Source organism: Burkholderia sp. BCC0419 (assembly GCF_902830285.1).
Taxonomy (GTDB): domain Bacteria; phylum Pseudomonadota; class Gammaproteobacteria; order Burkholderiales; family Burkholderiaceae; genus Burkholderia.
On the sequence record NZ_CADESR010000002.1, the window covers coordinates 68,018 to 80,608 of the forward strand.

The 12,591-nt window shown below is 69.2% G+C and carries 11 protein-coding genes and 1 pseudogene; 6 read left to right on the forward strand and 6 right to left on the reverse strand.

Annotated features, from left to right (window positions below; genetic code table 11):
- Positions 1–82 precede the first annotated feature (82 nt).
- The 5 genes from HWW87_RS13945 to HWW87_RS13965 are packed head-to-tail and all read right to left on the reverse strand — an operon-like array spanning position 83 to position 5,401.
- Positions 83–1,579: an efflux transporter outer membrane subunit gene (locus HWW87_RS13945; protein WP_175820764.1), complete on the reverse strand. Its 1,497-nt coding sequence runs from the start codon at positions 1,577–1,579 to the stop codon at positions 83–85.
- Positions 1,576–2,544, reverse strand: a complete 969-nt coding sequence (locus HWW87_RS13950; RefSeq protein WP_175820765.1) for an HlyD family secretion protein — start codon at positions 2,542–2,544, stop codon at positions 1,576–1,578. The genes HWW87_RS13945 and HWW87_RS13950 overlap by 4 nt, the downstream gene beginning before the upstream one ends.
- Before the next feature lies 1 nt (position 2,545).
- A complete protein-coding gene (locus tag HWW87_RS13955) occupies positions 2,546–2,758 on the reverse strand; it encodes a DUF1656 domain-containing protein (protein WP_174386189.1) in 213 nt (70 codons plus the stop codon).
- A 34-nt stretch (positions 2,759–2,792) separates the two neighbouring features.
- Positions 2,793–4,916, reverse strand: coding sequence for an FUSC family protein (locus HWW87_RS13960; protein ID WP_175820766.1), 2,124 nt, complete (start codon positions 4,914–4,916; stop codon positions 2,793–2,795).
- On the reverse strand, positions 4,913–5,401 hold the full coding sequence (locus tag HWW87_RS13965; RefSeq protein WP_175820767.1) for a MarR family transcriptional regulator: 489 nt from the start codon (positions 5,399–5,401) through the stop codon (positions 4,913–4,915). The genes HWW87_RS13960 and HWW87_RS13965 overlap by 4 nt, the downstream gene beginning before the upstream one ends.
- A gap of 325 nt (positions 5,402–5,726) precedes the next feature.
- Between HWW87_RS13965 and HWW87_RS13970 the strand changes: the two genes are divergently transcribed.
- The 6 genes and pseudogenes from HWW87_RS13970 to HWW87_RS37555 all read left to right on the forward strand — a co-directional run.
- Positions 5,727–6,587, forward strand: a complete 861-nt coding sequence (locus HWW87_RS13970; protein WP_175820768.1) for a MaoC family dehydratase N-terminal domain-containing protein — start codon at positions 5,727–5,729, stop codon at positions 6,585–6,587.
- A 32-nt stretch (positions 6,588–6,619) separates the two neighbouring features.
- Positions 6,620–7,783 (forward strand): acyl-CoA dehydrogenase family protein, encoded by a 1,164-nt coding sequence (locus tag HWW87_RS13975; RefSeq protein WP_175820769.1) that lies wholly within the window; start codon positions 6,620–6,622, stop codon positions 7,781–7,783.
- Between the two features lie 12 nt (positions 7,784–7,795).
- On the forward strand, positions 7,796–8,974 hold the full coding sequence (locus HWW87_RS13980) for a CaiB/BaiF CoA-transferase family protein (protein ID WP_175820770.1): 1,179 nt from the start codon (positions 7,796–7,798) through the stop codon (positions 8,972–8,974).
- A 19-nt stretch (positions 8,975–8,993) separates the two neighbouring features.
- Positions 8,994–10,385: an MmgE/PrpD family protein gene (locus HWW87_RS13985; RefSeq protein WP_175820771.1), complete on the forward strand. Its 1,392-nt coding sequence runs from the start codon at positions 8,994–8,996 to the stop codon at positions 10,383–10,385.
- Entirely contained in the window at positions 10,382–11,185 is an 804-nt protein-coding gene (locus HWW87_RS13990; RefSeq protein WP_175820772.1) for a CoA ester lyase, read from the forward strand. Before HWW87_RS13985 ends, HWW87_RS13990 begins: the two co-directional genes overlap by 4 nt.
- Before the next feature lie 49 nt (positions 11,186–11,234).
- Positions 11,235–11,417 (forward strand): annotated as a pseudogene (locus tag HWW87_RS37555) (hypothetical protein); the annotation flags it as partial.
- A 141-nt stretch (positions 11,418–11,558) separates the two neighbouring features.
- Here the strand turns inward: HWW87_RS37555 and HWW87_RS13995 are convergent.
- Positions 11,559–12,491: an MBL fold metallo-hydrolase gene (locus HWW87_RS13995; RefSeq protein ID WP_174431139.1), complete on the reverse strand. Its 933-nt coding sequence runs from the start codon at positions 12,489–12,491 to the stop codon at positions 11,559–11,561.
- Between the last annotated feature and the right edge of the window lie 100 nt (positions 12,492–12,591).

The window sequence follows — 12,591 nt, forward strand, 5'->3', positions numbered from 1 at the left end:
CGGATGCCATGGCGCGAATCAGGAAAACCCGCCGCCATGGCGCGTTGCGTCATGCACGCGTTTCGTGCCGACGGCGATGACGCTACGGCGCTGACGCGCCGGTCGCGGGCGCCGCGGCGGTGGAGCCGGCGTCCGCTGCGGCCGCTGCACCGTCGCCATCCCACCCGCCGCCGAGCGCGAGGAAGAGCCGCACCTGGTCGGCTGCGACCTGGCCTTCGGCCGCCGCGACCTGCGCCTGCACGCTCGTCAACGTGCGCGTCGCGTCGAGATCGGAGATGAACGATTCGCGGCCGGCCGCATAGAGGCGATGCGTTTCGGCGGCGGAATTGCGGGCCGATTCGTAGGCGGTGCGCAGCGCATCCGTGCGCTGCACGTCGGCCGCGTAGGTCGCGAGGCTCGACTGCGTTTCGCGCAGCGCATTCAGCACGACGCCGTCGAAGTGCGCGAGTGCGCCGCCCGTCGCGGCCTCGGCTTCGCGCACGCGCGCACGCTGGCCGTTGACGGGGAACGACCAGCTGATCAGCGGGCCGAACGACCAGCGATTCGTGGTGGACGAGAACAGGTCGGCGGCGACGCCGACCGAGCCGGCCGACGCGCCGATGCTGACCGACGGGTACAGCGCGGCGGTTGCCACGCCGATCCGCGCGGTCGCGGCGGCGAGCTGCCGCTCGGCTTCGCGCACGTCGGGGCGGCGGCGCAGCAGCGCGGCGCCGTCTCCGATCGGAATCGGCTGACGCAGCTTCGGCAGGCGTTCGCATTCGGCGGCGGCTTTCGGCAGGTCGGCCGGCGCGCGCGCGAGCAGCGCGGCGAGCTGGTACTGCGCGATCTTGCGGCGGCCTTCGAAGCGCGGAATGTCGGCGGCGAGCGTGCGCACCTGCGTCACGCCGCGCGTCACGTCGGTCTGGTTGCCGCGTCCGGCGTTGCGCAACCGCTGCGACAGCGCGACGCGCTGCTTCTGCAGCGCGAGCGACTGCTTCGCGATCGCGAGCTCGTCGCCGGCCGAGCACGCTTCGACGTATGCGCGCACGACGTCGGCCACGACCGTGATGCGCGCCAGGTCGCCGGCCGCCTTGACGGCCTCGCTGTCCGCGCGCGCGGCTTCGACGCCGCGCCGCAGCTTGCCGAACAGGTCGAGCTCGTACGACACGTTGATGCCGACCGTGCCTTCGTTGACGACCGGCAGCTTGTTTTCGAGCAGGTATTGCTCGGCCGATTCCTGCGCGCGCTGAACGGCCGCTTCCGCGCCGCCGGAGAAGCCGCCCTGTTCGTTCGCGACCACCAGCGCCGCGCGCGAGCGGGCGAGGTTGGCCGCGGCGACGCGCAGGTCGGTGTTCGATTTCAGCGCATTGCGCACGAGCCCGTCGAGTACCGGGTCGTCGTAAAGTTGCCACCAGTTGCCGGGCACCGCGTCGCGCGACACCAGCGCGCCGTTCGCGTCGTCGAGCGCATGGTTCGCGAGCGGCGCATTGACGTACGCCTGTTGCGGCAGCTTGTAGTCGGGGCCGACCGACTTGCACGCACCGAGTGCGAGCGCAAGCGGGGCGAGCGTCGCCGCGACGCGCAGACCGTGCCGCTTCATTGCGATGCTCCCGCGGTGCTGGCGGCCGTACCGGACGCAGTCGGGGCCGCCGACACGGCGCTCGCGCCAGCCGGTTTCGCGTTGTCGTGGCGGCGCGCGTCGGCGCCGCGCATCGACACGGTCGCGGTGCGGCCCGCGATCATCCGGAAATCGTCGGGTACCTCGTCGAGCACGACGCGCACCGGCACGCGCTGCGCGAGCCGCACCCAGCTGAACGCCGGGTTCACGTTCGGCAGCAGGTTAGCGCCCTGCGTACGGTCGCGATCCTCGATCGCAGCGACGATGCTCTGCACGTGGCCGCGCAGCGCATGCGGCTCGCCCATCACGATGATGTCGACCGGCTGGCCGATATGGATGCCGCGCAGCTTGGTTTCCTCGAAGTAGCCGTCGACGCGGAACGAATTGCGGTCGACGACCGACAGCACCGCGCGGCCGGCCGGCACGTATTCGCCGACGCGCGGGGCGCGGTCGTTCAGGTAGCCGTCTACGGGACTGACGATCGTCGTGCGCTGCAGGTTCAGCTTCGCGGTGTCGAGCGATACCTGCGCGTCGGCGACGCTGGCTTCGCCCTGTTCGACGCGCGTGCGGCTTTCCTCGACCTGTTCGCTCGCGACCAGGTTGCCGAGCTGCAGGTTGCGCGCGTATTCGCGCTTCGCCTGCGCCAGCGTCGCGCGGCGCTGCGCGAGCGTCGCTTCGGCGAGCCGTTCCGCGAGCGCGTAGCGCGCCTGGTCGATCACGAACAGCACCTGGCCGCGCTTGACCTCCTGGTTGTCGGCGACCTGCACCGACGTGATGAGGCCCGCCACGTCCGGCGCGACCTGGATCACGTCGGCGCGCACGTGCCCGTCGCGCGTCCACGGCGAGAACATGTAGTAGTTGATGATGCGCCACAGCACGAGGCCGGCCACGACGACGACGATCAGGGTGAGCAGGACTTGCCCTGCCGAGAGCCAGGTTTTTTTCACGTTAGGTAGCCACGAGTTGGTGGGACACGATCACGACGGCGGCCAGCACGAACACGTAGATGCCGAGGTCGAAGATCGAACGGTGCCAGACGAGGCGGTAGAAGCCGACGCGCTCGAGCACCGCGCGCACGACGCTGTTGATCAGGTAAGCGATCAGCATCAGCACGAGCGGGGCCGGCACGAATACGCCGAAGATATCGATTTCGCCGATCATGGTCGCGGTCGGAAGGACAAGGTGGAAAGCCGGCTCATGCGCGCGCTCCGTCCGGCGCCTGCGGCGCTTGCGCGGCTGCGGCCGGATACAGCGACAGGCGCAGGCCGACGAGCGCGTGCAGCGTGTCGCGCAACCGGCGGTGCGTGGCGGGCGCCGCGGGTGCGGCCGCGTCGTCGGCCGGCGCGGCGCCCGGCAGGTTGCGGCCGGCCACGCGCTGCAGCGCGTCGTCGATCGTCGCGAGCAGCGCGGGCGGCACGGGCTGGCGCGCGTTCGCGGCCGCGCAGCGCGTGTAGTGATCGGTGACGCCGGCCAGCACGCGATCGATCGCGTCGGGCACGTCGCCCGACAGCCGGCGGCGCGAGCGGCGCAGGTCGAGCGCATTCAGCGCGATGCGCAGGTCGCGAAAGCTCTCGATCGACGGGTGGCGATGGTCGTCGGACGCGCCGAGGCGCGGCAGCAGTTGCGTGACGCGATCGAGCATTCGCGATGCGTGGTTGCGCTGGTCGTCGAGCGGCTGCGTCGACGCGGAGCGCGCGACGTCCTCCCAGCCCGAGCGCAGCAGGCGCCGCACCGCGAGTTCCGCGCCGAACGGGCGCGTCGCGCGCGTCCACACGTACGCGAACAGCAGCCCGGCGACGCCGGCGAGGTTGCTGTTCAGGAACACGAAGAAATCGGCTTCGTACGCGCTCTGGATGCTGATGAAGGTGGCCGTGTTCACCGCGACGAGCATCGTCACCATGTTGAACTGCGGGCGCGGCAGCAGCGTGCCGATCAGGATGAACGGGCCCGCGAACATCAGCACCAGCATCGCGAAATCGTGCACGTGCGGCAGCACGACGAACAGGTACAGGCCCGCGAACACCACGCTCGCGGCGGTCGACAGGAAGAACTTGAACACCAGCGGCGCCGGCTCGTCGAGCGCCGCGAAGAAGCTGCACGACACGGCCACGAGCGTGACCGCGGCCGCGCCGTCGTGCCAGCCGGACGAGATCCACAGCCAACACGCGAACACGATCGCGAACACGACGGTCAGCGTCGAGAACAGCATCATCCCGCGATCGAAGAAGCGCTCGGTGCCGCCGAGCCGCCAGTGCCGATAGCGCGGCTGCCACACGCCCGACTCGTTCGCGATCAGCGCGCGCAGCGAGCGGCAGTCCTGCCAGATGTCGATGACCTGGCGCAGCCGCCACAGCGCATTCGACAGCAGCGCGCCGTCCCAGCTCGCCAGCGCGCTGTCGGGCGGCTGCAGCGCGGCGATGCGCTCGCGCAGGTCGTCCGCGACCGGATCGTGCGCCATGTCGCCGTCGGAGCCGGTCTTCACGGCCGGCAGCGGCGCGTCGAACCACTTCGCGGCGTCGGCCAGCAGCGCGTCGAGCGCGGGCGGGCGCACGTGCAGGTCGCGCATCAGCGCGATCAGCGGATCGGCGAGCGACGACATCAGCGGCAGGAACAGCTGCATCCTGCCCGCGAGCGCCTGCGTGCGCGCGAGGACGCGCGGATGCGCATGGTCGTAGCCCAACTGGCTCAGCAGGAACTCGAGGCCGGTGATCGTCGCGGCGAGCCGCTGCCGGCACGCGGACAGCGCCTTGCCGGCGATGTGCCCGGACAGCGTTTCACGGCCGTAGAACGCGGCATCCTTGAACCACGCGTCGGTGCGTTCGATCAGCGTCGGCGCGAGCCGGTTCGGGAACACGGCGCTGCCGACCACGCTCGCGCACACGATGCCGAGCACGATTTCCTCGGTGCGCGCGATCGCGACGTCGAATATCGTGGACGGATCGGTGACGGTCGGCAGCGCGACCAGCGGCATCGTATAGCCGGCGAGCATGAAGACGTAGCTGCGCGCGGTGCGGTCGGAGATCGCGAGGTACAGCAGCGTGCCGCACCAGGTCGCGACGATGATGCTGAACAGGAGCGGCGTTTCGACGAACGGCGGCACGAAGAAGATCGCGGCGGCCGCGCCGAGCGCGGTGCCGAGCGCGCGGTACAGCGCCTTCGAGCGCGTCGCGCCGACGAACGGATTCGACACGATGTAGACGCTCGCCATCGCCCAGTACGGGCGCGGCAGCTGGAAATACAGGCCGAGATACAGCGCCAGCATCGACGCGGCGAACGTCTTGCCCGAGAACAGCCAGTCGCGAAGGCTCGGATAGGTCATGACGCGGAATCGGCAGGGCGGGACGGGTGTGACGGGTGTGACGCCGAAGGATGCGGGTCGGCTGCGTTGAACGCGTTCAGCACGCGCAGTGTCGCTTCGAGATCGGCGCGTGACACGCCCTTGAGCACCTGGGCGCGCAGCGCGCGCAGGTCTTCCTCCATCTTCGCGGTGACCGCGCGGCCGGCGGCCGTCAGCGAGATCGTTTTCGCGCGGCGATCGTGCGGATCCTCGTCACGGCGTGCGAGGCCGGCCGCGCACAGCTGGTCGAGCAGGCGCACGAGCGACGGCCCTTCGATGCCGACGTGCTCGGCGAGCGTGCCTTGCCGCACGCCTTCGCCGAGGCGGCCGGCGATCAGCAGCGGCGTCGCGCAGGCCTCGGATACGTTGTACGCGGTCAGCACGCCGTCGCTGGTGCGGCGCCACTTGCGCGCGGTGAGCACGAGCAGGCTGCTGACGGCGAGGCGGAGGTCGTGCAGATTGATCATGGGCGAGATGATAGGGGCAAAAACATTCGATAGCAAACTATCGGTTTTTGTCACCTGGATGACACGTTCCACGCCGCACGGCCGGCCCGTCTGAAGCAATCCAGGCGGCGTGCCGGCCGTGGTCAAGCGGCAAGGCTGGCGACCTCGAGCCGCACGCGTCCGGCGCGGCGACTATATTGAATAGTCAGACGAGAACCATCCGGCAGCACGGCGCATGACCGCGCGCGTTAAGCAAATTCGAAGCCCCGGTTCGGGAAAGCCGACTTCGCGAAACGGTGCGTGGCGTGCATATTAGGGTCATTGCAAGCGCACCGGAGAATCGCACGTGCCGACCTCATCCTCGCAGCCTGCCGCCCCCGCGTCGCTCGACGCGTGGCTCGGCAAGACCGAAACGCTCGGCGACGACATCACCGCGTTTCCGCTGAACGCGCTGGCCGCCACGCTCGACCGCCCGTCGCCCGGCGACGTCGTGCCGCCGATGTGGCACTGGCTCTACTTCCTGCCGATCGCGCCGCTGGCCGAGGTCGGCCCGGACGGCCACCCGAAGCGCGGCGGCTTCCTGCCGCCAGTGCCGCTGCCGCGCCGCATGTGGGCCGGCGGCCGCCTGACGTTCCATGCGCCGCTGCGTGCGGGGCAGCGCGCGACGCGCGAATCGACGATCGCGAACATCGAGGACAAGACGGGCCGCAGCGGCCGGCTCGTGTTCGTGACGGTGCAGCACCGGATCGAATCCGGCGGCGCGCTGTGCGTCGACGAAGAGCACGACATCGTCTATCGCGACGCGCCGCAACCGGGTGCGCCCGCACCGAAGCCGGTTGCCGCACCTGCGGGCGAAACGTGGTCGCGCACGGTCACGGCCGACGCGGTGATGCTGTTCCGCTATTCGGCGCTGACCTTCAACGGCCACCGCATCCACTACGACCGCAGCTACGTGACGCAGGAGGAAGGCTATCCGGGGCTCGTCGTGCACGGCCCGCTGATCGCGACGCTGCTCGTCGATCTCGTGCACCGCGAACGGCCGGACGCGACGCTCGCGAGCTTCGCCTTCCGCGCGGTGCGCCCGACCTTCGACGGGCAGCCGTTCACGTTGTGCGGCAAGCCGTCGGACGACGGCCGCACGATCGAGCTGTGGGCGAAGGATCGCGACGGCTGGCTGACGATGCAGGCCACCGCGACCCTCGCATGACGCGCTCCCTTTCCACTTCATCGACGACGGACATGCAGACGACGCAACACGACCCGTACCAGGACATCCGCGAAGCGGTACGCGACCTGTGCAGCCAGTTTCCCGGCGAGTATTTTCGCCAGATCGACCACGCACGCGGCTATCCCGACGCGTTCGTCGACGCGCTGACGAAGGCCGGCTGGCTTGCCGCGCTGATTCCCCAGGAATACGGCGGCTCGGGTCTCGGGCTCACCGAGGCGTCGATCATCATGGAGGAGATCAACCGCTCGGGCGGCAACTCCGGCGCGTGCCACGGGCAGATGTACAACATGGGCACGCTGCTGCGCCACGGTTCGGCCGAACAGAAGCGCGCGTACCTGCCGAAGATCGCGAGCGGCGAGCTGCGCCTGCAGTCGATGGGTGTGACCGAGCCGACCACCGGCACCGACACGACGAAGATCAGGACGACCGCCGAGCGGCGCGGCGATCGTTACGTGATCAACGGGCAGAAGGTGTGGATCTCGCGCGTGCAGCATTCGGACCTGATGATCCTGCTCGCGCGCACGACGCCGCTTGCCGACGTCAAGAAAAAGTCGGAAGGGATGTCGATCTTCGTCGTCGACCTGCGCGACGCCATCGGCCGCGGGCTGACGGTGCAGCCGATCCCGAACATGGTCAATCACGAGACCAACGAGCTGTTCTTCGACAACCTCGAGATTCCGGCCGAGAACCTGATCGGCGAGGAGGGGCAGGGGTTCAAGTACATCCTCGACGGGCTGAACGCCGAGCGCACGCTGATCGCGGCCGAATGTATCGGCGACGGCTACTGGTTCATTGACAAGGTGTCGCAGTACGTGAAGGAACGCGTCGTATTCGGCCGCCCGATCGGGCAGAACCAGGGCGTGCAGTTTCCGATCGCGCGCGCGTTCGTGAACGTCGAGGCCGCGAGCCTGATGCGTTTCGACGCCGCGCGCCGGTTCGATGCGCACGCACCGTGCGGCGCGCAGGCGAACATGGCGAAGCTGCTCGCGGCCGACGCGTCGTGGGAAGCCGCAAATGCATGCCTGCAATTCCACGGCGGCTTCGGCTTCGCGTGCGAATACGACGTCGAGCGCAAGTTCCGCGAGACACGGCTGTACCAGGTCGCGCCGATCTCGACCAACCTGATCCTGGCTTACGTCGCGGAGCATATCCTCGACCTGCCGCGCTCGTTCTGACGGAGGCCGACGATGCGACCCCTCGACGGCATCAAGGTGATCACGCTCGAACATGCGATCGCGGCGCCGTTCTGCACACGCCAGCTCGCCGATCTCGGCGCACGCGTGATCAAGATCGAACGGCCCGGCAGCGGCGATTTCGCGCGCGGCTACGACGAACGCGTGCACGGGCTGTCGTCGCACTTCGTGTGGGTGAACCGCTCGAAGGAGAGCTTGACGCTCGACGTGAAGCAGCCCGCTGCGGCCGCCGTGCTCGACGCGCTGCTCGCCGATGCCGACGTGCTCGTGCAGAATCTCGCGCCCGGTGCGGCCGAGCGTCTCGGCCTCGGCTACGACGCGTTGAAGCACACGCATCCGCGCCTGATCGTCTGCGACATCTCCGGTTACGGCGACCACGGCCCGTATCGCGACCGCAAGGCTTACGACCTGCTGATCCAGAGCGAAGCCGGGTTCCTGTCGATCACGGGCTCGCCCGGGCAACCGGCGAAGGCCGGCTGCTCGATCGCGGACATCGCGGCCGGCATGTACGCGTACACCAACATCCTGAGCGCGCTGCTGATGCGCGGCCGCACCGGCGCAGGGTGCCGGATCGACGTGTCGATGCTGGAGAGCATGGTCGAGTGGATGGGCTACCCGCTCTACTACGCGATCGACGGGCAAAGCCCGCCCGCGCCGTCGGGCGCGTCGCACGCGACGATCTGCCCGTACGGCCCGTTCCCGGCCGGCGACGGCAAGACCGTAATGCTCGGGCTGCAGAACGAGCGCGAATGGAAGCTGTTCTGCGAACAGGTGCTGCGGCAGCCGGCGCTCGCCGACGATCCGCGTTTCAACGCGAATTCGAAACGGCATGCGGCGCGCGACGCGGTGGATGCGCTGATCGTCGATGCGTTTGCGACGCTGACGGCCGCCGAAGTAATGCAGCGGCTCGACGCGGCAGGCATCGCGAACGCGCAGATGAACACGCTCGACGACGTATGGCGGCACCCGCAATTGAACGCACGGGAACGCTGGCGCAGCGTCGATACGGCGGCGGGCCCGGTGCCTGCGCTGTTGCCGCCCGGGTTGCCCGCCGGCGTCGAGCCGCGCATGGACGCGGTGCCGGCGCTCGGCCAGCATACCGATGCGATCCTCGCCGAACTCGGCTACGACCGCGCGCGAATCGATGCGCTGCGCGCGAACGGCACGATCTGATTCCGCTTTCACGACGACGATGACGAACACGATTCCCGCCACTCCCCCCGGCCGCACGCTCGCGACGTTCGCGTCGCAACTGCGCTTCGACGCGATTCCCGCCGACGTCGTCGCGCGCACCGTCAACCTCTACGTCGACTGGCTCGGCTCCGCGCTGGCCGGCAAGGGCGCGCGCCCGGTCGAGACGATCGCCGCGTTCGCGCGCCGCGCGGGCGGCTCGCGCGGCGGGCCCGGCACCGCCGACGTGCTGATCGACCGCACGCGCGCGACGCCGTACTTCGCGGCGATGACGAACGGCGCGGCGTCGCATTTCGCCGAGCAGGACGACGTGCACAACGGCGCGGTGTTTCATCCGGCGACGGTCGTGTTTCCGGTCGCGCTCGCGCTGGCGCAGGCGCGCGGCGCGAGCGGGCGCGACTTCATCGCGGCGGCGGTCGCGGGCTATGAAGTCGGCATCCGTGTCGGCGAATTTCTCGGGCGCTCGCACTACAAGGTGTTCCATACGACCGGCACCGCCGGCACGGTCGCCGCCGCCGCGACGGCCGGGCGGCTGCTCGGGCTGTCGCCGGAACGGATGCTCGACGCGTTCGGCTCGGCCGGCACCCAGGCGAGCGGGTTGTGGGAATTCCTGCGCGACGCGGCCGATTCCAAGCAACTGCATACGGCGATGGCCGCCGCGAACGGGCTGATGGCGGCAGAGCTCGCGCGCGACGGGTTTCGTGGCGCCACGCGGATTCTCGAAGGCGCGCAGGGGATGGCAGCCGGGATGTCGACCGATGCGGACCCGGCCCGCCTGACGGACCGGCTCGGCGAACGCTGGGCGACGGCGGAAACGTCGTTCAAGTATCACGCGTCGTGCCGCCATACGCATCCGGCCGCCGATGCGCTGCTCGCGGTGATGGCGCGCGAGCGGCTCGCCGCGGCGGACATCGGGACGGTCGTCACGCATGTGCACCAGGGCGCGCTCGACGTGCTCGGCGCGGTCACGGTGCCGAGCACCGTGCATCAGGCGAAGTTCAACATGGGCACCGTGCTCGCGCTGGCCGCATTGCACGGGCACGCGGGCGTCGACGAATTCGAGCGCGATTACGCGGCTGCCCACGTCGCCGCGTTTCGCGAGCGCGTGTCGATGGCGTTCGACGACGAAGTCGATCGCGCGTATCCGGCGCGCTGGATCGGCAAGGTCACGGTCACGACGCGCGACGGCCGCACGTTCGCGGGCCGCGTCGACGAGCCGAAGGGCGATCCGGGCAACACGCTGTCGCGCGACGAGATCGCGCGCAAGGTACGCACGCTCGCCGCGTTCTCGGGCGCAGCGTCGGACGCCGAGGCCGAGCGGCTCCTGGCCGACGCGTGGCAGGTCGCGTCGTGCTACGCGATCGGCTCGCTGTTTCCGGAGGTCTCGGCATGACGCCGGCTTCCGCCCGTTCGTGGCTGTTCGTTCCCGGCAATCGTCCGGAGCGCTTCGAGAAGGCGCGCGCGGCCGGCGCCGATGCGGTGATCGTCGATCTTGAGGATGCGGTGCCGCCGGACGGCAAGCCGGCGGCGCGCGACGCGGTCGTCGCGCAGCTCGATGCCGCGCGGCCCGTGTGGGTGCGCGTGAATGCGGCCGATACGGCATGGTTCGCCGACGACATCGCGGCGATCGCCGCGCATCCGGGCGTGGCCGGCATGATGCTGCCGAAGTGCGAGACGCGTGCGCAGGTGGATGCGGTGCTCGCGCACGCGCATCGCGCGCTCGAACTGCTGCCGATCGTCGAGACGGCGGCCGGCATCGTGGGGCTCGATCCGGTGTGTGCCGCGCCGCGCGTCGTGCGCGTGGCGTTCGGCACGCTCGATTTCCAGGTCGATCTCGGCATCGATGGCGACGGGGAAGAGCTGAACGCGTTCCGCTCGCGGATCGTGCTCGCATCGCGGCTGGCGGGAATCGCGCCGCCGGTCGACGGCGTGTCGACCCTCATCGACGATCCGGATGCGATCGAACGGCATGCGCGCTACGCGCGGCGGTTCGGCTTCGGCGGGAAACTGTGCATTCATCCGAAGCAGCTCGACGCGGTGCACCGCGCGTATGCGTGGACCGACGCGGAGCACGCGTGGGCGCGGCGCGTGCTCGATGCCGTCGATGCGAGCGGCGGCGCGGCGGTCGCGCTCGACGGCAGGATGGTCGACATGCCGGTGATCCTGAAGGCGCGGCGCATTCTGCGCGGGTAGGCGGCCCGCGACAGTCATCCGAACGATAAAAGTGCCGGGCCCGTCTCCGTACCGGGCACGCCGATTGTCCCGCTGATTCGACCCGTCAGTCCTGCTTTCGCGCGCGATTGCACTAGGACAATACTTTGCGCCGCCGCTCATGATGACGCGCGAGGAAGCCGACGAGATCGTCGGCATCGTGAAGGACGCGGTGGACGAGGTCGCCGAGCGGAATATTTCTGCCGTCGCGTGAGTTTTCAATGATGCTGATGCGCGTTTCGGCGCGCGAGGTGACGCCGCCGCATGCAAGTGCGGCGGCGTTTTTTCTTGCCGGTACGGTTTGAAAAAGCCGTCAGTGCACCGCCAGCGGTGCGCGCAGGCCACCGCTCGTCACTCAGTAATCCCACACGACCGGAACGAAACGGAACCCGTCGCCGTTCCTGGCAATATGTCCGATGGACGGGAACGCGACATGGGCCGCGGCCAGCAGCGCGCCGGTGTCGGCGGCTTCGTTGAACAGCGCGATACGCACGTCGACCGCCGCGTCCGGATCGTGTTCGAAGCCGTTTTGCCAGTCGGGATTGTCGAAGTTGACTTCGAAAATCGCGTCGCCGGCGAACGTCAGCTTTTCCCCGTTCGATGCGATGTCGACCACGCAGTGTCCCGGCGTATGCCCGCCCGTCACCCGCGCCGACACGCCCGCCGCGACTTCCACGGTCCGGTCGAACGGCACGATGTTTTCGCCATAGAGTTCCACGAACTTCGCCGCCGCCTTGCGCAGCGCGGGCGGAACGGTTTCCGGCATCACCGTCTTGCTGAAGTCGGGATTTTTCCAGAACGCCACTTCCGCGGCCGATACGTGAATGCGTACGTCGGGGCGCAGCTTCGCCTTGACGCCGTCGACGTTCAGCCCGCCGACGTGATCCATGTGCATGTGCGTGATCACGATATCGGTGATCGCGGCCAGGTCGATGCCGGCCGATTCCAGGCGCATCACCGAGCGCCCGGCGCGCGTAAAGTAGTCGAAGCCATCGCCCACGCCCGAGTCGATCAGGATCAGGCGATCGGCGCTGCGCACGAGCGCGATGTTGAGCGCCCAGTCGAACATGTCGCGTTGCAGGAAACGGCCGTCGAACCATGCGTTGCGGTCCGCTTCGCTCACGTTGGTGGACATGGTGGAAGTCGGCAGCGGCAGCACGCCGTCGCTGATCAGCACGACATCGACCTCGCCGATGCGCACGGCGTAGCGGGACGAAACGAGCTCGCCCGAAGCTTCGTTGCCCAGGCGGGCGATAACCGGCTGGACGTTGCGGATGGGTGCGTTCATGTTCAGTAATCCTGTTCGTCGAGTGAATCAAGCCGCGCGGTACCGCGCGGTTCGCGAGCGCGATCGTGAAGGGTCGCGCGCTTCGGTTCGACCGGATTCC

Bases quoted from the DNA above. Each gene is read 5' to 3' on its own strand.
- HWW87_RS13990 (WP_175820772.1), top strand. From the start codon at position 10,382: ATGACGCCGGCTTCCGCCCGTTCGTGGCTGTTCGTTCCCGGCAATCGT.
- HWW87_RS13975 (WP_175820769.1), top strand. From the start codon at position 6,620: ATGCAGACGACGCAACACGACCCGTACCAGGACATCCGCGAAGCGGTA.
- HWW87_RS13980 (WP_175820770.1), top strand. From the start codon at position 7,796: ATGCGACCCCTCGACGGCATCAAGGTGATCACGCTCGAACATGCGATC.
- HWW87_RS13985 (WP_175820771.1), top strand. From the start codon at position 8,994: ATGACGAACACGATTCCCGCCACTCCCCCCGGCCGCACGCTCGCGACG.
- HWW87_RS13995 (WP_174431139.1), bottom strand. From the start codon at position 12,491: ATGAACGCACCCATCCGCAACGTCCAGCCGGTTATCGCCCGCCTGGGC.
- HWW87_RS13965 (WP_175820767.1), bottom strand. From the start codon at position 5,401: ATGATCAATCTGCACGACCTCCGCCTCGCCGTCAGCAGCCTGCTCGTG.
- HWW87_RS13955 (WP_174386189.1), bottom strand. From the start codon at position 2,758: ATGATCGGCGAAATCGATATCTTCGGCGTATTCGTGCCGGCCCCGCTC.
- HWW87_RS13960 (WP_175820766.1), bottom strand. From the start codon at position 4,916: ATGACCTATCCGAGCCTTCGCGACTGGCTGTTCTCGGGCAAGACGTTC.
- HWW87_RS13945 (WP_175820764.1), bottom strand. From the start codon at position 1,579: ATGAAGCGGCACGGTCTGCGCGTCGCGGCGACGCTCGCCCCGCTTGCG.